Here is a 20280-nt window from a genome sequence, read left to right as displayed (position 1 = left end):
GTGGTCTTCAGTAGTACGTTTCTGCTTGGGTCGTAGGTCGTTGCCGGAAGGGCTGGCTCTAGTAGGCCGGGTAGTCTTCCAGGGTAAAGCCACCGTTGAAGTCGGCATGGGTGGTGTTACAGAGATGGATCACTACGTCGATGGAGCCCCGCAGGCCGGGCGGTGCTCGGGCGGCGGTAGATTCCTCTCGGGCCAGATAGGAATAGGCAAGAGTTGCAGATGATCTGGCATAGGTCGCGGGACGTCGGCTCACTACCATGGGCGTCATTCGACCCAAAGGAACCGCCTCATGAATCATTCCAAAACCTTGTTCATCACCGGTATCAGCAGCGGCTTCGGCAAAGCCCTGGCCCTTGAGGCGCTTGCCTCGGGGCATCGTGTTATTGGCACCGCACGCAATCAGGAAGCGGTGCAGACGTTCGAGGCGCTGTCGGATGAGCGTGCCCATGGTGTGGTCCTCGACGTTACCGACTTTGCGCGCATCGACAGCGTTATCGCTGATGTGGAAAGCCGCTATGGTCCGGTGGATGTGCTGGTCAACAATGCGGGCTATGGCCATGAAGGCATTTTCGAAGAGTCGCCGCTTGACGAGATGCGCCGTCAGTTCGACGTCAACGTTTTCGGTGCCGTCGCGGTGGCCAAAGCGTTCGTACCGTATTTTCGCCAGCGCCGCAGCGGCCACATCATCAACATTACTTCAATGGGTGGCACCATCACGATGCCGGGTATCGCCTACTACTGCGGCAGCAAGTTCGCCCTGGAAGGCATCTCCGATACGCTGAGCAAAGAGCTCGCGCCGTTCAACATTTTTGTCACTGCCGTCGCGCCAGGATCGTTTCGCACCGACTGGGCTGGCCGTTCGATGCAGCGTACGCCGCGCAGCATTGCCGACTATGATGCCAGCTTCGACCCTGTGCGCCAGGCACGCGAAGAGAAGAATGGCAAGCAGTTGGGCGACCCGCAAAAAGCCGCGCGCGCGATGCTGCAACTCATCGACAGTGCCCATCCGCCAGCCCATCTTTTGCTTGGCAGTGATGCGCTGGGGCTGGTCCGTGGCAAGCTTGAGCAGTCGCTCAAAGAGATCGAACAGTGGGAAGCCTTGACCCGCTCGACCGACGGCTGACCCCAGCGTCCAGGAGGATTGAACATGAGCCATGATGCACAAATCACTCAGCGCATGGTCCAGTTGATGGAGCAACTGGCACCACTCGAAGGCTATAACCTGAGCCCCCTGGACGACATACGCTTTTTGCGTTCAAACCGCCCGCTGACACGTACGCCCGTGCTCTATGAGCCTGGCATTGTGATCTTGTGTCAGGGATGCAAGCGCGGTTTTCTGGGCGATGATGTGTACATTTACGACGCCCAGCACTATCTGGTGGTGTCGGTGCCGGTACCGTTCACGATGGAAACCGACGCCAGCGAAGAAGAACCCATGTTCGCTGTGTACATGAGGCTGGATTTCAAGTTGGCAGGCGAGCTGATCCTGGAAATTGACGAGAGATTCGGCCCGACGGCGGCTCCACCAAAAGGCATGTACTCCTCACCGATGGACGACAGGTTGCGTGAGTCTACCTTGCGCTTTCTCGCGGCCATAAGCCATCCGGTCGATGCGCAAATCCTGGGCCCGTCACTGGTACGCGAGATCTACTATCGCATCATCGCTGGCGAGCAGGGCGGCTCCATGCGTGCCGCACTGAGCAAACAAGGACATTTCGGCAAAGTTAACCGCGCCATCCGTAAAATTCACAATTCTTATCAGGAGCCACTGAACGTGGAAGCACTGGCCCAGGAGGCCAGTATGAGCATTCCCAATTTCCACCTGCATTTCAGGACGGTTACTGACTCTTCTCCCATGCAGTATCTGAAGTCGACCCGGCTGCACCAGGCGCGTTTGCTGATGCTGCGTAACGACATCTCGGCAGCTGCAGCGGCATACGATGTGGGCTACGAAAGCCCCTCCCAATTCAGCCGCGAGTTCAAGCGCTTTTTTGGTCGAACACCCCATGCGGAGGTTGCGTGGATGAAAGCGACCTATGCATTACCCGCGTCCAGTACACCTTCAATCTTCGTCTCTTCGCATTAGGGGTGGCCGGTCAGACACGGCTCTTCGGTACTTGATCCATAAGTGTCCGTATGACACACCTTCCGGATTTATTGATTAACGAGGTTAACCTGAGTGAGCTCCACGACCATGACTGAGCGTCAGATCATTGTTCCAGATAGCATGAAACTGCTGTGCGAGCGTGCTGGTTATGCGCCTGCTGTAAAGGTAGGAAAAACGCTCTACTGCGCGGGTCAGGTAGGGCGCACGCCGGAATTGGCCGTTATCGAAGACCCTGAACAACAGTTTTTGGCCGCATGGGAAAATCTCCGGCTCGTGTTGGAAGCCGGTGGCTGCGAATTTGAAGATGTCGTCGAAATGACAACCTATCACGTCGATATACACCAGCACATGCCGATGTTCAGGCGCGTCAAGGATGAGGTTTTTCCTAGAAACACCTGTGCATGGACATGCGTAGGCGTCGTTGAACTGGCTCGCCCTGGCCTTCTTGTGGAGATCAAATGCATCGCCGTAGCGCGATAATTTCTCCGATAGTCCCCCGAATGTGCAGACCTTGAAGGGTTGCCCCTCCAGGCGGCGGTGGATCTGCAATTTAACTCGCCCGCTGCCTCAGCGGGCGTGGAATTGCTGCTTGCCCAGGCCGATATCCTCCCGAGGTGAACGACCAAAATAGGCTTTGTAAGCCCGACTGAAAGCGGCTTCTGATTCATAGCCAATGGCAAACCCAACCTCACCAATGCGCGTGTTGGGTTTTGCGAGCATCGTCTTGGCCAGTCTCAGCCGCCACTCATTCTGGTATCGCAGCGGTGATCGCCCCACCAGCTTGGTGAAGTGTTCGCTGAAGCTTGATCTGGACATCCCCGCAACAGTGGCGAGGGAATCGACGCGCCATTGCTGTGCGGGTGTTTCGTGTATGGCCCTAAGCGCGCGAGCAATGCGTTCGTCAGACAACCCTCCAAGCCAGCCCGAGGCCATGCCTTGCTGAACCCAGGTTCGCAGGATTCGAATGACCGTCAGATCGATAAGGCGCGAAATCATCAAGGCGCCGCCGGGCTGTGAGTCATGGGTTTCGACAAGCATGTACTGCAGGATGCCTTCGGACCAGGCCGCGGCTTCGGCGTGTTTGATATGGATCAAGCGGGGCAGGGCGAACAACATGGCCTGGACGGTACTGGCGTCAAACCAGAACTGACAGATCACCACGGTGACGGGGCCGCGCGATGCGATCCAAGGCATTGATGCCGAGTCGTGAGCCAGCAGCAGGATGTCGCCTTGTTCGACGGTGATAGATTCCGTGTCGGCGTGCCCACCCTCAAGGCACAGCGTACCTTTTTGCAGTGCGCACACGTGTGAGCTGTTGTGCTCCAGCTCTAGGCGCTCGCCGTCTTCCAGCGTCTTGGAATAAACACGGTTACCGGTCATTCGGATCTGCGCGAGTATCTGGGATAACAGATCGCCGGAGGCGAATCCTTCAAGCTGCATTTGCGGAGGAATGGTCAAGTTTTCGAGAGAATCCGTCATGTCGTTCCAGTCGAGTGTTCAATAGCCTAGATATCGAAATTATGAGGCTTATCTCAGCCAGGTTCTAAGAGCCTGGCAGCGTGCGGTAAGCATTGTTTAGTTCTGGTTATCAACGAGGTGACACCATGTTCGGGATTTCAGCCCTTGGCTGGCTACATACAATCGGCAGCCTGCCTGCTATTCCACTCGCCGCGTATATGTTCATCAAGCATGGGCGCATCACGCCTCGTTCAAGTGCGGGTATCGCCTATTTCATCTCCATGATGATTGGTGGTCTTACTGTATTTCTGGTGGCCAAACAACCTGTTAGCCCGGTAATCGGTGCAGTGACCATTTTGCTGTTGCTGGCTGGCTATGGCGTCGATCGCATTGGCTGGTTTGGCCGGGCAGGTGTCTATTTTGAAACGATCCTCTTGAGCCTGACTGCGTTTTTGCTGATGGTGCCATCGGTTTCGGAAACGCTGCGCCGGGTTCCCGATGGGCACCCGATTGTCACCGACCCGCAATCGCCACTACTCAAAGCAGCCTTGGGTTTGCTTGCACTGATACTGGTGGTCGGTGTTATAGCTCAGATGGTCTATCTGCGTAAGAAGGCGCGCGAAGCACATCCCCGGGCGGCCTGAACGCCCAATCAAGCGCGCAAAGCATGAGGCGTCATTGGGGCCGCTACCCAATGAAGGTCAAGCCATACGCTTGCGCTCACGCCTGGTCGGCTTGACGGGCGCGAGCCAGGTCGATGAATGCTTTCGCTGCCGCAGACGGGTTGCGGCGATTCGGGTAGTACAGGCACAGCCGGTCTCGGGGTGGGGTCCAGTCTTGGAGCGTGCGCACGAACTGGCCCGTGCCGATCTCGTCGTGAACGTCCTGTTCCATGAAAAAACCGAGCCCCATGCCTTGCTTCACCGCAACCTTGACCACGCTGGACTCATCCAGCGTAAGCGGCCCGGTCACATCGAGACGGGTCACTTCACCGTCGCGCTCGAAATGCCAGGGGAAAATCGCCCCATTTGGCAGTCGCACGCGAATGCATTGATGCTGGAGCAGCGCCGAGGGCGTGCGTGGGTTGCCATGTTTTTCGAAGTACGCCGGCGAGCCAACGACCGCGTAGCGTTGCGGCTGGCCGATGGGGATCATGATCACATCGTTCGGGACGAGGCTGGCTGAGCGCACACCGAAGTCAAAGCCGTCAGCAACGATATCCACCAAACGGCCTTCGGTCACGAGGTCGATGTGCACTTTTGGATGCTGCTGCACAAACTCCATCACCAGGGGCAGCAACGCTGAGCGCGCCGCACTGGCGAATGCGTTGATACGCAGGGTGCCCGAGGGCCCGACGGTGTGCGAGCGCACGGCATCCAGTGCGGCGCGTAGATCCTGCAAGGCAGGCCCCACCTGCTCGAGAAATATCCTCCCTGCTTCAGTAATCGCCACGCTGCGAGTCGTGCGGTTGAACAGCCGCGACTCAAGGTGAGCTTCCAGTTGGGCGATGGTCGTGCTCAATGCGGTGGTGGAAATGTTGAGGTCGATGGCGGCTTGGCGAAACGAACCCCGGCGGGCTACCGCTATTACCGCGTCCAGCTCATTGAGGCTTAAACGATCCTGTGCCATGGAGTGTCCTGATATTCGGGATAGGTCATCAAGGTTTGTCCCAGTTGAACAAACTATCCGGCAGGCAGCAAGATCGCTTAACACATCCCGCTTCAGGAGCATCAAAACATGTTGAATCAAGGTTTGACGGGCAAGCGAGTGCTTGTCAGCGGTGGCACCAAAGGCATCGGCAAGGCGGTCGTCGAGTTGATGCTGGCCGAAGGCGCGAAGGTCATTACTTCTGCCAGGCGGGTAGACGTAGAAATGCCGGGCGTTCACCTGGTTGCGGCGGACCTTTCGACCCGCGAAGGGTGTGACGTGCTGATCGCCGCGATCCAACAGCGGCTGGGCGGCATAGACATCATGATCCACGTCCTGGGCGGTTCATCGGCACCCGGCGGCGGCTTTGCTGCATTGGACGAAGAGCAGTGGCAACGGGAGCTCAACCTGAACCTAATGCCGGCGGTGCGGCTCGACCGCGCCCTGCTACCGGGCATGCTGGAGCGCAGGGAAGGGGTCGTCATCCACGTCACCTCCATCCAGAGTCAGTTGCCACTGCCGGAGGCTACAACCGCTTATGCCGCCGCCAAGGCCGCGCTGTCGACCTACAGCAAGAGTTTATCCAAAGAGGTCTCGCCAAAAGGCATTCGCGTGGTTCGGGTTTCGCCGGGCTGGGTTGAAACCGAAGCGTCGGTCGCTTTGGTCAAACGACTGGCGCTGGAGGCGGGTACTGACTATCAAGGGGGTAAAGACATCATCATGAATGCACTTGGGGGGATTGCACTTGGGCGCCCGTCGACGCCTTCTGAAGTGGCTGACTTGATCGGCTTCCTGGTTTCGCCGCGAGCCGCTGCGATTACGGGCAGTGAGTTCGTGATTGATGGGGGGACAGTGCCGACAGTTTGACGGTGGACGCTCAACCTGCCGGCTTGCATGGCCTACCTATTGCGGTGTCACAGGTGTTGAGCATCGATTGCAGATCTGAAGAAACACACTCACTCTCCGTGGCACATGCTGGCGAGTAGGCAAAATCGCGGTGAAGGGCAGTATCCATACCAATCAACGGGATGATCGCTGGGGTGGAAATGTCCAGGCGCGTATTGGACTGACACTGGAAGTTACCAAGGCAGTCAGGGCCGCTGTCGGCATGCTTGCGCCGATTTGCCTTGCGTTGATGGCAATTGGGCTAGGGGTAGGGCTGGCGTGGCCGCACCTGCTAACCCGAGTATTGCTCGGTGCGGCGCTGGCAGGCATGGTGGCAAACGTCGCCGGCCTAACCAACCCCGCAGGCGCCGCGGGCATTGCTAATGCTGCGGCTTGGTTATTTGGCGTGTTTGCATTCACCCCAATCCTCGCCGTCTTTACCACACTGCGAGTCATCAGGCTTCACGCCAAAGCGGCGTACGCTCGCCGGGTTTGACGCAACAAACGTGCAGAACCTGCGCAATTCAGTTCGATTTTTGACGTGCGCGTGCGTGGTCCTTACGCGCTGGGTTCGCCACTCAACGCATCGACCATGGGCGGATGCTCCTGCGCCGCCTGACGCAAATCTTCGGTGACCCGCAGTTCTGCACCGGTCGGCGAGAAGGTGGCTGCGGCCGCAAAAGGTGCAGGGTTGGCCGGCACGGGGCGTTTGCCACGTCGCCAGAGGAAGAAGGTGACCATGCACAGATTGACCAGCGCAAATACCCAGAACAGGCCGTTTGCGCCGAACGAGTTCATCACCGGCGAGATCATCATCGGGCTGATTGCCGAGCCCAGCGAGTTGATCAGCAGCAGCCCCTGGATCATCGGCACCAGCGCTTCGGCAGGGGCGCGGTCGGCGGCGTGGCTGACAGCCACCGGGTAAAGCGCGAACACCGCGCCGCCGAGCAGGAACAGCAGCGCGGCAAGCATCAATGAAGACAATGGCAGCAGTACGATCAGCAGCGACAACGCGGTGCATGCGATTGTCAGAATGGTCAGCACTTGCAGGCGATCCTTGTGGTCGGACCAGCGCCCGACCGGGTATTGCAGGAGCATGGCGCCGAGGATCGTCCAGGCCATCATGCTGCCGACTTCGCCGACATCCAGACCGGCTCGTTGCAGGTACAGCGGCAGCAGCGTGTAGATTGCCGCGATGGTGACACCGGAGCCGAAACAGCCCACCAGCCCGGTCGGCGTCACGCCCAGCAGTTGCCGTGGCTTGAGGGGTTCGACCTGGTCCAGAATCGGCGACACCCGTGGCAAAATCACAATCGGCAGCACCGACAATGAAGCGAGCATGCCGGCCACCATGAACGGTGCGCTGTCGCTCAAGCCGGTGATTTTCCCTAGCGCCGCCTGGCCCAGCACGCCCGCGCCATACAAAACGATCATGTACAGCGCCAGCAAGCGCCCGCGAATCTTTGCGTCGCCGGCCAACAACAGCCAGCTTTCGATCACCAGAAATACACCGACCGTGGCCCAGCCGTTGATCAAACGCAGCGCGAACCAGCCCCAGGTGTCGTAGAACAACCCTTGCAGCAGGATGGTCACCGCGATCAGTGAGGCAAAGCTGCCGTAGGCGCGGATATGGCCGATGCGCAGAATCAGCCGGTCATTGAAGACGGCGCCCAGCGTCAGGCCGATAAAGTAGGCCGATGAAACAATCCCGATCATCGTGGCTGACGCGCCGGCGGCGTCGAGCCGCAGGGTGGTCAGGGAAGACAGAAAGCCGTTGCCCAACGCAACAATGAACAGCCCAAGCAGGGGCGCCAGCGCCATGGCCAGCAAACGCGGAGACATAAAAACCTCGGGGAAAAGACAAGCGCGACGTGCGCCTCTGCGCCTGCTATATCCAAGCCAATGCAAGAGAGCGCGGGATTCTACGGCTTATGGTGTTTTTTCCAAGAGTGGCCAGCTGCGACGTTTGGACGCAGGCAGGGCAGGCTTCACGACATCACCACAGCGTATCGTTGGCCGCGTGAAAATATGTCGATCACGCTCGATCAATCGCGGTTCAGATGACTGACGTGGGCCGAAAAACCACCCTCATCACCCCTCAAGAAAACGCAGCCTCTATGAAGGCCTCCAGCGCTTTATCTTCCAGAATTTCGATCGAGAAATGCCCAAAACGCTTAGGCAACCAAATAATGCGTGCCCCGGACGGGGTTTGCAGGCCCTCGCGAGCCAATGGCTTTGCGTTCTCATCCTCTGGCTGAACACCGGCGGCCACCAATTCGTCATAGGCCTTCTCGATATCCGGCGTCGAATAGCAGTGGCGATAAATCATCCCTTCTCCCGAGGCGTCCAGCAGCTCCCGAAGGTTTCCCGCCAATGGCTGTACCAACATGAAACGCTCCTGGCCGATCAGTGCAATCGCGTAGCGCACATGCAGGCCACCTCGTTCCCAGACGAGCGTTTTGGAAATTCGGGCATTAAGTATCTGCGCGTAGTAAGCACAGGCTTCCTCGAGATTATTAACCAGTACATCGACGTGACTGAACTTCAGATCCATTGAGGCCCTCCTGTTGAATCGACATAGGTGATAAGCCCGACACGGCCGTAAGTTAGCTTGAGCAAGCCGGGCAGCCCCAAGTAAAACTCGATACTGCGGGAGAAATCCACAACCGCTCTGCGAATGCTACTCTCGCCGGTCTCTAGACGTGGTACGGCTTATTTTCAACGTGAGGCTGTATGAATAACCAACTCGCCATTTTAATCAGCGATTACCAAGCAAACGTTGCTAGCGCTGTGGACATGATGCAGCGCTCTGGAATCCCGCGCCCCCTGACCGATACCGATTGGGTGGTCACTGACATTCCTCAGCGCGGCGAGCTAGAAGGCGGCGTTCGTTACTTCAAGCACGGCTATGGCTGCGCGGTTCACCTGCCCACAGGTACAGTCGACTTTGACTTTGGCGCCCAGGGTGAGATCAACGGCTTCGATGCATGGCGACTCGCCGGTTTTGCCGGCGACAGGTTGTCGGCGTACGGTTTTGCTGATGAGGATGCACTCACCGAGTGCTTCAAAGCAGAAGCCGCGGCCGGCGCACTCGTGTATTCCGGGTACATTCTCTATTACGTTGCGGGTGACACAACCGATATTCAGTGAACAGAAGACGCTCACGCGACCCACATCGTGCCAATCACACACCGCTGAATGTGTCGCTTGTCGACCAAGAGGCAACAGTCTCTGTCGCTGCGAGTTGCCCATCGGCCGACAATGCCCTGGCCGGTGTCACCCCTTGGTCAGATCAACCAACGGCGTCTGCCGCACCTCGGTTTCTCGCCCACCCTGAATCTCGCTCACCTGCTTCAAGGCCTTATCCACTGCCGCCTTATTCGCCAACAAGCTGTAATGGATGCGGAACTGCTTGTGTTCCTTCGGCCCAATGGTCGGCACCAGGTTCAGTGGCCGCTGATAACGGCGGTTGTAGGAAAAACTGGTGCCCGGCTCCAGCCCCGTGACATATCCCTGGCCTTGGGTATCGGTGTTTTTCCACAGGGAAAACACCGGTAGTGTCTGCGTATTGAAGCCTACCGAAACCCCCAGGCTGCCGGCCTTGTTATGCAACACGGTCAACGTATCGCCCTTGGCATCGCTGTAAGGCACCACGTTGTAAACCGTTTCGTCGTAGTCCTTGGTCGGTGCGCGGTAGGTTTGCCACTCGGGCAGATCGCCCTTGGCCTTGTCGTTGAACGGCGACACTTGCTTCACCGGCGCGACGAAACGAGCGCCCTGTTCCAGGAACGGGGTGCTGAAGTTACTGTGATACAGCGCCTGGTATTCCTTCGGATAGTCGCCGTTGTTGGTCAGGGTGTCGTTGAGGGCGAACACTACGCTGCCGGGCTCGGTGACCAGCTCCGTCGCGACGGAGAAGTCGACCTTCTTGAACGCCTGCTCTTTGAGCTCGCCGCGCAGGGTGATGGCGTACGGTGGTTTTTCATCGATGTGTAGGGTGACCTTGCTCGCAGGAATGTTGGCGGCTCGCCCGTGCAGGGTCAGCAGTTCGCCGTTGTCGACACCGGGGTGGCCGACCCATTCGTATCCGCAGCGGGTGACCAGCTCATTGAAACCTTCCAGCCAGCCCAAACCACCGCGGCCATTGAGTTCGATGAAGGACGGGTTGACCACTTCCTTGACCGGCGAATCCCAGCCCATGCGCACATCACCGACCGAGGCCTGCAAGACATTCATCCCCCGTGTCGGCACGACCGAGAGTTTCATCGTACCGTTATCGATATCGACAATGCTGACACCCTCCTGCCGACCGCCATGCAAGGTGCGCAGGGTAACGCTGAAGGGAGTGTCGGTCTTTATGCCGAGTTGCTGGCTGGTGATCTGCCAGTTCTGAGCGGCTTTGTCACTGTCGAGCAGAACGTAATCCCAAGCCATGGCGTGGGAGGCAGCAGACAGTGCGCTGAGGGCAACAACGAATTTGAGCGGGGTCATGGCAGCAGCCTTTCTTGGAGTTGTATGCTTTTTATAATCCTGATGAAACGTTTCAGCAAGTGTAAAAGGCGATGTAATGTTGGTGTGTGAAGGAGGATTTGGGTAATTCGGAAATCGAGTCGATACCCTGTCATGAATCCGCTGCTAGCCTCAACGGCTCTCTGGCAGTCATCGCCACGGGACCATTTGCTCACTATTTGAAGATAGTGGCGGCTCAAGAACGTCCGCTTTCGGCCTGTCCCTACCCAATTGCTGCCCCCGCACCACTGATGTCACAATGTCCCGCCCCCCCTTGCACGCTCAACGTTAAGCGCGATTCACGGACTCTCACCATGCCCAGCCTCTGTTGCTGCTCTAACACGCTAGGCCCATCGAAGAGACTTCTCCTGGTTCGGCTGCGTCGACTGCTGTGTTTCATGCTGCTCTGGAATCAGGCTGCGTGGGCGAGTCCGGTCACTCAACAGAACGGTGCTGAGCAGGTGATTGATGTACAACTGCGTTGGAAGCATCAGTTCCAGTTCGCGGGCTACTACGCCGCCATCGCCCAGGGCTATTACCGCGAAGAAGGGCTGGACGTGCGCTTGCACGAAGGTGGCCCCAAGGTCACGCCGGTCGAAGAAGTGCTCTCTGGGCGTGCCCAATACGGCGAAGCCAACAGTGAATTGCTCTACGCACGCCTGCATGGCAAGCCCTTGGTCGCGCTGGCGGTGATTTTTCAGCACTCACCTTCCGTGCTCGTGGCGCGCACAGACCAAGGTGTTCGCACTGTGCATGACCTGATCGGCAAGCCGGTGATGCTGATGGATGCACAGACCGATGCCGACTTTCTGGCGATGTTCCGTAGCGAGGGTATACCCCTCGAAAAACTACAACTGCTACCCAGCAGTTTTCAAATTGGGGATCTGGCCAGCGGTAAAGTTGCGGCGTTCAACTCGTACCTGACCAACGAGCCGTTCTACCTGCAACAGCGGGGCGTGGAATACAACATCATCTCGCCCGCCACCTACGGGATCGACTTCTACAGCGACATCCTGTTCACCAGCCAGACCGAGATTGACGAAAATCCACAGCGGGTCGAGGCCTTCCGCCGCGCTACCTTGCGCGGCTGGCGTTACGCGATGGATAACCCCGAGCAAATCATAGACCTGCTGCTCAATCAGTATTCGGTGGAGAAAAGTCGCGCGCACTTGCAGTTCGAAGCTCAGGCCATGCGTCCGCTGGTGGTATCTGACCTGATCGAGATTGGTCATATGAACCCAGGGCGCTGGCAACGTATGGCCGAAACTTTCCTCGAACTGGGCATGGTCGACAGTATCGCCGGTCTGGAAAACTTCATTTACGATCCCAACCCGCCACACCTCGTCGAGCAACTGCGCAAGACCATTGTGCTGATCAGCATCGGCTCTGTGCTTGTCCTGATGTTTGCTCTGGTTCTGTTGAATGCCCAGCGTCATCTACGCAACGAGATCAAGTTGCGCAAACTCGCGGAAGAGGAAGTACACAAGCTGGCTTTCTATGACAGCCTGACGGGCTTACCCAATCGCAATAGTTTTATTCCCTTCGCTAGTCAGCGGCTGCTCGACGCAAAGCATCGTGGAGAGCATCTGGCCCTGTGCTATATCGACTTGAACCACTTCAAGCAGATCAATGATCGTTATGGCCACCAGGCGGGCGATGCCATGCTGATCCACGCAGCCTCGGCGATCAAATCCAATATTGGCGAGTTCGAAATAGCCGCGCGCATGGGCGGTGATGAATTTATCGTGCTGCTCGACGGCGCGCATCACAGAAGCGATATCCAGCGCATCACCGATGAAATCTGTAAGGCCATCGACCTGCCCATTCCATGGAGAAACAGCCAGATCAAGGTCAGCGCCAGCCTAGGGGTGGCGTGGTATCCGGAGGATGGCGAAGGTCTGGACGATCTGATTTTCAAGGCCGACACCGCCATGTTCCAAAGCAAAGCCAGTATCGCTGCGCAGGTTTGAAGCTGCTTGCGCACTTCTCTCAGTCGGGTTCCAACAAGTGATTGCGCTCACCCGACGAGCGCATAGACCAGGCTCGGGGCTTGTCCCGGTACGTCATCCAGGTACCCGCAGTGCTTCATCGAGAGCTTTTCCAGGACGTTGATCGAGGCACTGTGGCTGGGTCGCACCAGTGCCCAGATGCGCTCAACCCCTAGCGATTCAAAGGCGTGGCTGATAGCGGTCGCGCCTAATTCCGTCGCAAATCCCTTGCCCCAAGCCTCCACGGCGAATCGGTAACCCAGGTTTAGCCTGGGCTCGCCGCCATAGTTGTAGTGAGCGATGCCGCCAAAGCCTATGACGGTTTCCGGCAATTCACTCTGCGCTATAGCCCACCAGCCAAACCCGTGCACCTGCCAGTGCGCAAGCCAGGTATCCAATACGTCCTGCGCGTCATTGATACTCACGAGCGGGCCGGCGGGGTTGAACTGCTGGGTCCTGGGGTCCCCGTAGATCTCGAACAGCCGCGTGAGGTCTGCGGGTTCAGGCTGTCGGTAAGTCAGGCGTGAGCTGGAAAGGGCCATCGGTGTGTCCTTCAATCAATATCGGCACTGTTTCACTGAAGAATGGGCGTGGACGCCACGCAATAACAATCCCTGCCGTTCTGCTTGGCCATGTAGAGCATTTTGTCTGCCGAGGTGATCAACAGGCTCGGCGTCACGGGCTGCTCGCAGGGTTGGCTGCCGGCGATACCGGCGCTGGCCGTCACGTAGCCCTGTGGGTGGGCGCTGTGCTCGATTTTCAGGGCGCGGATGGCCTCCAGGATATCCTTGGCCACCACGGCAGCGCCGAGGCTGTCGGTATTGGGCAGCAGCACCGCAAACTCTTCGCCGCCATACCTCACGGCCAGGTCACCGGGCCTTTTTACCGCGCGTGCAATCGCTTGGCCCACGGCGCTGAGGCAGTCGTCACCGGCGGCGTGCCCGTAGGTGTCGTTGTAGCGTTTGAAATAGTCAACATCCAGCATGATCAACGACAGATGGGAGCGTTGCCGCTTGGCCAGCAGAATCTCATCCACCAGGGCGCTGTCGAGGCGTCGGCGATTGCCAAGCCCCGTCAGGCTGTCGGACAGCGCCATGTCGCGCATGGATTGATGGGCCACGCGCAAGGCTTTTTCCATCACCATTCGCTGGCGCAATTGATTCAACACAATCAGCCCGAACACCGTGAAGGCGCTGATCAGGAAGAACAACACAAACCCGGTTTTAAACAGGTCCCAGCGCCACGGGGCAATAATGGATTCGCGCGAAAGCCCGGCTTCAACCACCAGCGGGTAAGTGGTCAGCGCTCTGTAGCCATACACGCGTTCGGTGTCATCCACCACCGCTTTGACCTCGGCGATGCCTTCATTGGACACGGGCAGGTAGCGCGTGAAGATTGCACTGTCCGCCAGGCTTTTGCCGACGATGGCGGGGAAAAACGGGCGGCGCACCAGGATGGTTCCACTGCGCAGCGCCAGTACCAACGCGCCTTTGTCATCGATCTTGAAGTCGCCGTAGTAGTCGACGAAATAGCTGACCTTGATGGTGCCGAGCAGCACCCCGGCAAATGAACCATCGGGGTTATTCAGGCGGCGCGAAATGGGGATGATGAGGTCGTCGGTGGACTTGCTCTTGACCACCTCGCCGATGCGCACGTTTCGATCGGTGTGGCTGCGGTGGTACTGGAAATAATCGCGGTCGGCATTGTTCGCAGGTTCTGGAATCACCGCTTTGTCGGTCACGATCCACTGCCCGTCTGGCCCATAGATAAACAAGCCATGTAGCTGCGGCATCAGCTTGGCCTGCTGGACCAACAAGTTGTGGATGCGCAACACATTGATGGTCTGCAATCCGTCGCCTTCCACCCGTTCACCCAGCGCCGCCGTCAGTACGTCGACCTGCCGAATCGCATCTTCGGCGTGCTGCGCCGTTGCCCGGGCCAGGTTGGTGACAGAGTCGCGGGCCGAAGCGAAGGCGGCGTGATAGTCGCGCCAGGTCCGCCAGCCTTCAACGGCCAGGAACGCCAGGATCACCGTCAGCATAAAAATGACCGTCAGGCGAAACGCAGCGCCGGGGCTCACGGCGGCGAAGGCAACCGCTTCAGTGACGTTGTGCGCCTGGGTCTTTGGCTGTTTGCGTCCAAGCATCGAAATGTCCTTGTGCTGATGAGAGACGATAGCTCAAAACCACGCGCCTCAACGCTTGATCAGCGCGTCTACCTGCGCCACCAGCGCTTCAATTGCAAAGGGTTTGGTCAGTACTTCCATGCCTGGCCCAAGGCTCACCTCGCCGATGGCGGCATTCTCGGCATAGCCGGTGATAAACAGGGTTTTCAGATTCGGTCTCACCTCTCGGCCGGCGTCGGCCATCTGGCGGCCGTTCATGCCGCCGGGCAAGCCGACGTCTGTGATCAGCAGGTCAATATGCACATCGGACCGCAGCACCTTCAGGCCGGCAACGCTATCGCCGGCCTCTATCAAGCTGTAGTCGAGCCCGCCCAGCACATCCATCAGGAGCATGCGCACGCTCGGTTCATCATCCACGATCAGGATGGTTTCACCGGACTTGGCGGGAGTGGCCGAAGCATGATTGATCTCTCGACTGTCTTCCAACGGCCTACCGTCAAATCGCGGCAGGTAAATATTGATCGATGTACCTTGGCCAACGAGCGAGCTGATGCGGGCGTGGCCGCCAGACTGTTTGGCGAAGCCATAGATCATCGACAGACCCAGGCCGGTGCCCTGGCCGATGGGTTTGGTGGTGAAGAACGGGTCGAAGGCTTTGGCCAGCACCTCGGGTGTCATGCCCATGCCCGTGTCGGTGACGCTCAGGCATAGGTATTGCCCGGCAGCGATCTCGTGGGCGACGGCCATTTGTGCATCGACAATGACATTGGCGGTCTCGATGCTGATGCGTCCGCCGTGGGGCATGGCGTCACGGGCATTGATGCACAGGTTCAGCAAGGCATTCTCCAGCTGGCTGGCATCCACCAGGGTCGGCCAGCTATTCGCCGCGCACAGGGGCTCGACGGTAATGCTTGGGCCCACCGTACGCTGGATGAGTTCGCCCATGCCTTCCACCAGCCGATTCACATCCGTGGCCCTGGGGTCCAGGGTCTGTCTGCGGGAGAACGCGAGCAAGCGGTGGGTCAATGCCGCCGCCCGTTTAGTCGCGCCCTGGGCAGTGACAATGTATTTGTCGACCTCCGGCCATCGACCTTGGGCGATCCGCATCGCGATCAACTCCAGGGAGCCCGAGATCCCGGCCAGCAGGTTATTGAAATCATGGGCCAGGCCTCCGGTCAGTTGGCCGACGGCTTCCATCTTTTGCGACTGACGCAGTTTCTCTTCGGCCTGGATCAATTCGGCGGTGCGCTCGGCGACGCGCTGCTCGAGGGTTTCATTCAACACCCGCAGTGCCGTTGTGGCGCGGTCGCGCTCGGCTTCAACCGAGCGCCGGCCTTCGACATCGATGACCACCCCCGGCAGGCTTACGGCCGAGCCGTCTTCGGCAAGGTCCACGCGGCCGTTGGCTTCGATCCAGTAATACTTGCCGTCGGCCCGGCGTACCCGATACTGGTGCGCGTAGGCGCCGCCCCTGAGCAGCGCAGCGGCGATGGCGGTCGACAGCCCGTCGCGGTCCTCGGGATGCACCGTCGCGACCACTTGGGCCATGCTCAGGCCCTCGTGGCCCAGGGCAGGGTCCAAACCGAACGCATGGGCGAAGGCCTCATCAATGGTGAAACGGTCGTTGGGCACGTCCCAGTGCCAGGTGCCGATGATTGCGCCAGCCGCCAGCGCAAGCTGCACACGCTGCACGTTTTGCCGCGCAATGGCTTCGCTGATGCGCAGGCGCTCCTGGGCATTCCTGCGTTCGGTGACATCGCTGAAAATGATCGCGATCTGCCGGTCGCCTGGCGCACCCACGCGCACTGCACGCACGTCGAACCAGCGCTTGAAGGCCTCGGCGTAGTTTTCAAAGGTGGCAGGCTCGCCGGTCTTGGCCACATGCCCGTAGGTCTCGAACCAGAAGCGCTCCAGATTGGGGGCAAACTCGGTGACCCATTTACCGCGCAGGTTCACCCCGGCCTGGCGCTCGAACGCGGGGTTGGCTTCCACGAAGCAATAGTCGATCGGTTGATCGTCGGCGTCGAACTTGACTTTGACGATGGCGAAGGCGGATTCCACCGTCTCCAGAATCGTGCGAAAACGCTCCTCGCTCTGACGCAATGCGGATTCGGCAATGCGCATGCGCGACAGGTCGAGCATCGCACCAATCATCCGCAGGGCCTTGCCCTCGGCATTGCGGATCACATGCCCGCGGTCGAGCACGTCTCCATAGGTTCCATCCAGGCGGCGGAACCGATACTCCTCGGTCCAGGCCGTGCCGCTACCGTTGATCACGGCAAAGATAGAGGTGCGTACGCGCTCACGCTCCTCGGGGTGGATCTGGCTGATCCACCATTCACCCGATGTGTCCAATGTCGCCAGGCAATAGCCGAAGGTGCTTTGCAGCGCCTCATTCCACAGGATCTGGTCGGTTTGCATATCCCAGTCCCAAATCGTATCGCTGGTGGCCTTGACGGCCAGTCGATAACGTTCTTGGGTTTGCGCCATGGAAATACGCGATACTTGCGCGTCGGCGACGTCCGGCAATGGGGCGCGAGCGCCTTCTGCCAGTTGAGCGCGCAGCCTTACGATCTCTGCTTCCAGCTGATCACGATTGAGTTCACTCAAAGCTTTTTCCATATTTCGCTCAGCTAGCCGCGTCAGTCGCGAAGAGTGACAGAGACCATAGTGACAAGCGCGCACGCCACGCGGTTCCGGACGCTGATCCTACACCTCATAAGGGGCCCATCCCATCCATGCTGCTGTTCAATCGGTTGAGCGTATTTTCCACCCAGGCGCGCAGGGCACTGGGGCTGGTGTGGGGCACCTCACGCCCTCTGTTCCTGGGCCTGCTGCTGGCGACAATAGTCGCAGGGCTGCTGCCAGCACTCGCGGCCTGGATCGGCCAGCGCATTGTGGACGGCGTGGTGCACGCCATGCAGGTGCATGCCACTGGCAGCCAGGCACCGGTGTGGCCGGTGATGCGTTACGTATTGGCCGAGGCCGGCGTGCTGGCGCTACTGGCCGCTGCGCAACGGGCGCTGTCGATGCAGCAGTCGCTGTTGCGGGTGAGGTTGGGGGTGAAGGTCAACTTGATGGTGCTGGAAAAAGCCCAGACCCTTTCGCTGCTGCAATTTGAAGACGCCGAGTTCTACGACAAATTGGTGCGCGTACGTCAGGGCGCCTCGACGCGGCCGCTGAGCTTGGTGACCAAAGGCCTGGGGTTGGTGCAGAACCTCATTTCGCTGGTGAGTTTTGCGGTGTTGCTGGTGCATTTCTCGCCGTGGGCGCTGTTGATCCTGGTGGTCGGCGCGCTGCCGGTGTTCTTCGCCGAGACGCATTTTTCGGGCAATGCATTCCGCCTGTTCCACCGGCGCGCCCCCGAGACGCGTCAGCAGAATTACCTGGAGTCCCTGCTGTCCCACGAGGCCCACGCCAAAGAGGTCAAGCTGTTTGGCCTGGCCCCGTTGTTACTCAAGCGCTACCGCGACAATGCTAATCGACTGTATGCAGAAGACCGCCAACTGACCGTGCGCCGTGACGCCTGGGGCTTTGGCTTGGGCCTGCTGGGCACCGCAGCGTTTTACCTGGCCTATGCCTGGGTGGTACTCGACACCGTGCGCGGCCAGACCAGCCTGGGCCAGATGACCATGTACATCGTGCTGTTCAAACAGGGCCAGAGCGCAATCACCGCCAGCCTCAGTGCAATCGCCGGGCTCTATGACGACAGCCTGTTCCTCTCTGACCTGTATGAGTACCTCGAAACCCCCGTGGTCAAGCCCCATGGCCGGCTCACTCAGGGGGCGCAACCGGGCGACGGCCTGCGCTGCGAGCAGGTGAGTTTCACCTACCCAGGCGCCACATCCGCTGCGCTGCGTAATATCAGCCTGCACTTGGCACCGGGGCAAAGCCTGGCGCTGGTGGGGGAAAACGGCTCGGGCAAGACCAGCCTGATCAAACTGCTGACCCGTCTGTATACCCCGGACGAAGGCCGCATCCTGCTGGATGGCAGCGACCTGCAGGACTGGGACGAACAGACCCTGCGCCAGCGTATCGGGGTGATATTCCAGGATTACATCCGCTATCAGATGACCGTCGGCGAGAACCTTGGCGTGGGCGATGTCGACGCCATGAACGACCAGGCCCGCTGGCGCAGCGCGGCCACCCAAGGCGTGGCGGCCGAATTCATCGAGCGTTTGAGCAACACCTATTCAACGCAGTTGGGGCGCTGGTTCGGCGGCCAGGAATTGTCCGGCGGGCAATGGCAAAAAGTCGCCTTGTCGCGCGCCTATATGCGCCAGGATGCCGACCTGCTGATCCTCGATGAACCCACAGCGGCTCTTGATGCCGGCGCTGAGGCGGCGGTGTTCGAGCACTTTCGCGAGCATGCCAAGGGCCGCATGACCTTGTTGATTTCCCACCGATTCTCCAGTGTGCGCAGTGCCGACCACATTATTGTGTTGGACGGCGGGCAGATTCTGGAGGAGGGCAGCCACCACCAATTGATGGCGGCCGGTGGACGCTATGCCGAGCTGTTCGACGTCCAGGCCCGTGGCTATCGCTAGACAAAGCGACAGCCACCGCCGCAGCGGTTAGAACTCCTCGTACACCGCCGGGTCCTGATCATTGATGCGCCCGGTCGGGCTGGCGAGGCGAGCAATCACGGCCAGGTCATCGGCAGACAAGGCGAAATCAAACAGGCTCAGGTTTTCGCGCTGACGCTCCACCGAACTGGCCTTGGGCAAGGCAATGGTGCCCAGTTGGTAATGCCAGCGCAGGATCACTTGCGCGATGCTCTTGCCCAGGTGTTCGGCGATGCCTTGCAGCGAGGGATCCTTGAGCAGGTGATTGGCTCGCCCCAAGGGGCTCCACGACTGCGTGACAATCCCGTGGGCCTTGTTCCAGGCCAACTGCTCGTGCTGCGGGAAAAACGGGTGCAGTTCGATCTGGTTCACGGCCGGGGTCACGCCGCTGTCTTTGATCAGCGTGTCCAGGTGCTCCGGCAGAAAGTTGCAGACGCCAATGCTCTTCACCCAGCCACGCTTGCGAGCTTCCACCAGTGCACGCCAGGCTTGCACGTACAAACCGTTGCTCGGGTTGGGCCAGTGCAACAGGTACAGGTCGAAGTAATCCAGTTGGCTGCGATACAGCGACTCTTCAATCGTCGTCAACGCCGCTTCAAATTCGTAGTGCCGGCCGGGCAGCTTGGAGGTGATGCGCAGTTGCTCGCGCGCAACCTCACTGCGCCGCACCGCTTCACCCAGCGCGCCTTCGTTCTCATAGTTCACCGCACTGTCGATCAAGTGGTAGCCGGACCTGATGGCTCTTTGTATGACGTCAACGCCTTCGGAACCCTTGAGTGTGTAAGTGCCAAAGCCGATCGCTGGCAGGGCGATGCCATCGTTGAGTTCCAGGGTGGGTATGCGTGGTTCAGACATCGCAGATGCCTCCTGTAAGGACGTGAGTCGAGTGCGGATTGAAACTTTTTGAGGGCCTGGGGGGCTCACGGTTCCAATTGATGCGCCGGCGGAGTCGGTTTGGTTGGGCTGGGGAAGCAAAATCTGCAGGTACCTGGCCTT

Annotated in this window: 18 protein-coding genes; 8 read left to right on the top strand and 10 right to left on the bottom strand. The window is 59.2% G+C overall.

Going from position 1 to position 20280, the window contains the following annotated elements:
• Positions 1-58 precede the first annotated feature (58 nt).
• A complete protein-coding gene (locus DYL59_RS19540; RefSeq protein WP_135290628.1) occupies positions 59-253 on the bottom strand; it encodes a hypothetical protein in 195 nt (64 codons plus the stop codon).
• Positions 254-289: 36 nt separating this feature from the next.
• Between DYL59_RS19540 and DYL59_RS19535 the strand changes: the two genes are divergently transcribed.
• The 3 genes from DYL59_RS19535 (at position 290) to DYL59_RS19525 (ending at position 2587) form a co-directional block, all read left to right on the top strand.
• On the top strand, positions 290-1123 hold the full coding sequence (locus DYL59_RS19535; RefSeq protein WP_135290627.1) for an oxidoreductase: 834 nt from the start codon (positions 290-292) through the stop codon (positions 1121-1123).
• Between the two features lie 24 nt (positions 1124-1147).
• A complete protein-coding gene (locus tag DYL59_RS19530; protein ID WP_135290626.1) occupies positions 1148-2086 on the top strand; it encodes an AraC family transcriptional regulator in 939 nt (312 codons plus the stop codon).
• A 108-nt stretch (positions 2087-2194) separates the two neighbouring features.
• The gene (locus DYL59_RS19525) at positions 2195-2587 is read left to right on the top strand and encodes a RidA family protein (RefSeq protein WP_135290625.1); all 393 of its coding nucleotides are present in this window, start codon (positions 2195-2197) and stop codon (positions 2585-2587) included.
• An 87-nt stretch (positions 2588-2674) separates the two neighbouring features.
• On the opposite strand, the gene DYL59_RS19520 is transcribed toward DYL59_RS19525, so the two are convergent.
• Positions 2675-3586: an AraC family transcriptional regulator gene (locus tag DYL59_RS19520; protein WP_135290624.1), complete on the bottom strand. Its 912-nt coding sequence runs from the start codon at positions 3584-3586 to the stop codon at positions 2675-2677.
• 125 nt (positions 3587-3711) lie between these two features.
• Between DYL59_RS19520 and DYL59_RS19515 the strand changes: the two genes are divergently transcribed.
• On the top strand, positions 3712-4209 hold the full coding sequence (locus DYL59_RS19515) for a hypothetical protein (protein WP_135290623.1): 498 nt from the start codon (positions 3712-3714) through the stop codon (positions 4207-4209).
• A 76-nt stretch (positions 4210-4285) separates the two neighbouring features.
• Here DYL59_RS19515 and DYL59_RS19510 read toward each other — a convergent pair whose 3' ends face one another.
• Positions 4286-5194: a LysR substrate-binding domain-containing protein gene (locus DYL59_RS19510; protein ID WP_135290622.1), complete on the bottom strand. Its 909-nt coding sequence runs from the start codon at positions 5192-5194 to the stop codon at positions 4286-4288.
• A gap of 108 nt (positions 5195-5302) precedes the next feature.
• Between DYL59_RS19510 and DYL59_RS19505 the strand changes: the two genes are divergently transcribed.
• The gene (locus DYL59_RS19505) at positions 5303-6079 is read left to right on the top strand and encodes an SDR family oxidoreductase (protein WP_135290621.1); all 777 of its coding nucleotides are present in this window, start codon (positions 5303-5305) and stop codon (positions 6077-6079) included.
• 576 nt (positions 6080-6655) lie between these two features.
• On the opposite strand, the gene DYL59_RS19495 is transcribed toward DYL59_RS19505, so the two are convergent.
• Both DYL59_RS19495 and DYL59_RS19490 read right to left on the bottom strand, forming a co-directional pair.
• On the bottom strand, positions 6656-7939 hold the full coding sequence (locus DYL59_RS19495; RefSeq protein ID WP_135290620.1) for an MFS transporter: 1284 nt from the start codon (positions 7937-7939) through the stop codon (positions 6656-6658).
• Between the two features lie 256 nt (positions 7940-8195).
• On the bottom strand, positions 8196-8651 hold the full coding sequence (locus DYL59_RS19490; protein WP_135290619.1) for a VOC family protein: 456 nt from the start codon (positions 8649-8651) through the stop codon (positions 8196-8198).
• Positions 8652-8830: 179 nt separating this feature from the next.
• On the opposite strand from DYL59_RS19490, the gene DYL59_RS19485 reads away from it, so the two are divergent.
• Positions 8831-9247: a DUF6896 domain-containing protein gene (locus tag DYL59_RS19485; RefSeq protein ID WP_135290618.1), complete on the top strand. Its 417-nt coding sequence runs from the start codon at positions 8831-8833 to the stop codon at positions 9245-9247.
• 126 nt (positions 9248-9373) lie between these two features.
• Here the strand turns inward: DYL59_RS19485 and DYL59_RS19480 are convergent, their stop codons facing one another.
• Entirely contained in the window at positions 9374-10588 is a 1215-nt protein-coding gene (locus DYL59_RS19480; protein ID WP_135290617.1) for an aldose 1-epimerase family protein, read from the bottom strand.
• 416 nt (positions 10589-11004) lie between these two features.
• On the opposite strand from DYL59_RS19480, the gene DYL59_RS19475 reads away from it, so the two are divergent.
• Entirely contained in the window at positions 11005-12576 is a 1572-nt protein-coding gene (locus DYL59_RS19475) for a GGDEF domain-containing protein (RefSeq protein ID WP_238340734.1), read from the top strand.
• Positions 12577-12623: 47 nt separating this feature from the next.
• Here DYL59_RS19475 and DYL59_RS19470 read toward each other — a convergent pair whose 3' ends face one another.
• The 3 genes from DYL59_RS19470 to DYL59_RS19460 are packed head-to-tail and all read right to left on the bottom strand — an operon-like array spanning position 12624 to position 17341.
• Positions 12624-13136 carry a GNAT family N-acetyltransferase gene (locus DYL59_RS19470; RefSeq protein ID WP_135290616.1) on the bottom strand — a complete coding sequence of 171 codons (513 nt, stop codon included), beginning with the start codon at positions 13134-13136 and terminating at the stop codon, positions 12624-12626.
• A 32-nt stretch (positions 13137-13168) separates the two neighbouring features.
• Positions 13169-14740, bottom strand: a complete 1572-nt coding sequence (locus tag DYL59_RS19465) for a sensor domain-containing diguanylate cyclase (RefSeq protein ID WP_135290615.1) — start codon at positions 14738-14740, stop codon at positions 13169-13171.
• 48 nt (positions 14741-14788) lie between these two features.
• Entirely contained in the window at positions 14789-17341 is a 2553-nt protein-coding gene (locus tag DYL59_RS19460; protein ID WP_135290614.1) for a PAS domain-containing protein, read from the bottom strand.
• 116 nt (positions 17342-17457) lie between these two features.
• Here DYL59_RS19460 and DYL59_RS19455 point away from each other — a divergent pair, with 116 nt between their 5' ends.
• The gene (locus tag DYL59_RS19455; RefSeq protein WP_135290613.1) at positions 17458-19266 is read left to right on the top strand and encodes an ABC transporter ATP-binding protein; all 1809 of its coding nucleotides are present in this window, start codon (positions 17458-17460) and stop codon (positions 19264-19266) included.
• Positions 19267-19293: 27 nt separating this feature from the next.
• Here DYL59_RS19455 and DYL59_RS19450 read toward each other — a convergent pair whose 3' ends face one another.
• Positions 19294-20139 (bottom strand): aldo/keto reductase, encoded by an 846-nt coding sequence (locus DYL59_RS19450; RefSeq protein WP_135290612.1) that lies wholly within the window; start codon positions 20137-20139, stop codon positions 19294-19296.
• Between the last annotated feature and the right edge of the window lie 141 nt (positions 20140-20280).

This window comes from Pseudomonas kairouanensis (assembly GCF_004682055.1).
Classification (GTDB): domain Bacteria; phylum Pseudomonadota; class Gammaproteobacteria; order Pseudomonadales; family Pseudomonadaceae; genus Aquipseudomonas; species Aquipseudomonas kairouanensis.
The sequence above is the reverse complement of the archived record's forward strand: the minus strand, read 5'-3'. Positions and strand labels throughout refer to the sequence as shown.

Coding starts and splice junctions, on each gene's coding strand:
- DYL59_RS19515 (WP_135290623.1), top strand. CDS start 3,712: ATGTTCGGGATTTCAGCCCTTGGCTGGCTACATACAATCGGCAGCCTG.
- DYL59_RS19470 (WP_135290616.1), bottom strand. CDS start 13,136: ATGGCCCTTTCCAGCTCACGCCTGACTTACCGACAGCCTGAACCCGCA.
- DYL59_RS19505 (WP_135290621.1), top strand. CDS start 5,303: ATGTTGAATCAAGGTTTGACGGGCAAGCGAGTGCTTGTCAGCGGTGGC.
- DYL59_RS19530 (WP_135290626.1), top strand. CDS start 1,148: ATGAGCCATGATGCACAAATCACTCAGCGCATGGTCCAGTTGATGGAG.
- DYL59_RS19535 (WP_135290627.1), top strand. CDS start 290: ATGAATCATTCCAAAACCTTGTTCATCACCGGTATCAGCAGCGGCTTC.
- DYL59_RS19525 (WP_135290625.1), top strand. CDS start 2,195: ATGACTGAGCGTCAGATCATTGTTCCAGATAGCATGAAACTGCTGTGC.
- DYL59_RS19450 (WP_135290612.1), bottom strand. CDS start 20,139: ATGTCTGAACCACGCATACCCACCCTGGAACTCAACGATGGCATCGCC.
- DYL59_RS19520 (WP_135290624.1), bottom strand. CDS start 3,586: ATGACGGATTCTCTCGAAAACTTGACCATTCCTCCGCAAATGCAGCTT.
- DYL59_RS19460 (WP_135290614.1), bottom strand. CDS start 17,341: ATGGAAAAAGCTTTGAGTGAACTCAATCGTGATCAGCTGGAAGCAGAG.
- DYL59_RS19485 (WP_135290618.1), top strand. CDS start 8,831: ATGAATAACCAACTCGCCATTTTAATCAGCGATTACCAAGCAAACGTT.
- DYL59_RS19455 (WP_135290613.1), top strand. CDS start 17,458: ATGCTGCTGTTCAATCGGTTGAGCGTATTTTCCACCCAGGCGCGCAGG.
- DYL59_RS19480 (WP_135290617.1), bottom strand. CDS start 10,588: ATGACCCCGCTCAAATTCGTTGTTGCCCTCAGCGCACTGTCTGCTGCC.
- DYL59_RS19475 (WP_238340734.1), top strand. CDS start 11,005: ATGCTGCTCTGGAATCAGGCTGCGTGGGCGAGTCCGGTCACTCAACAG.
- DYL59_RS19490 (WP_135290619.1), bottom strand. CDS start 8,651: ATGGATCTGAAGTTCAGTCACGTCGATGTACTGGTTAATAATCTCGAG.
- DYL59_RS19465 (WP_135290615.1), bottom strand. CDS start 14,740: ATGCTTGGACGCAAACAGCCAAAGACCCAGGCGCACAACGTCACTGAA.
- DYL59_RS19510 (WP_135290622.1), bottom strand. CDS start 5,194: ATGGCACAGGATCGTTTAAGCCTCAATGAGCTGGACGCGGTAATAGCG.
- DYL59_RS19495 (WP_135290620.1), bottom strand. CDS start 7,939: ATGTCTCCGCGTTTGCTGGCCATGGCGCTGGCGCCCCTGCTTGGGCTG.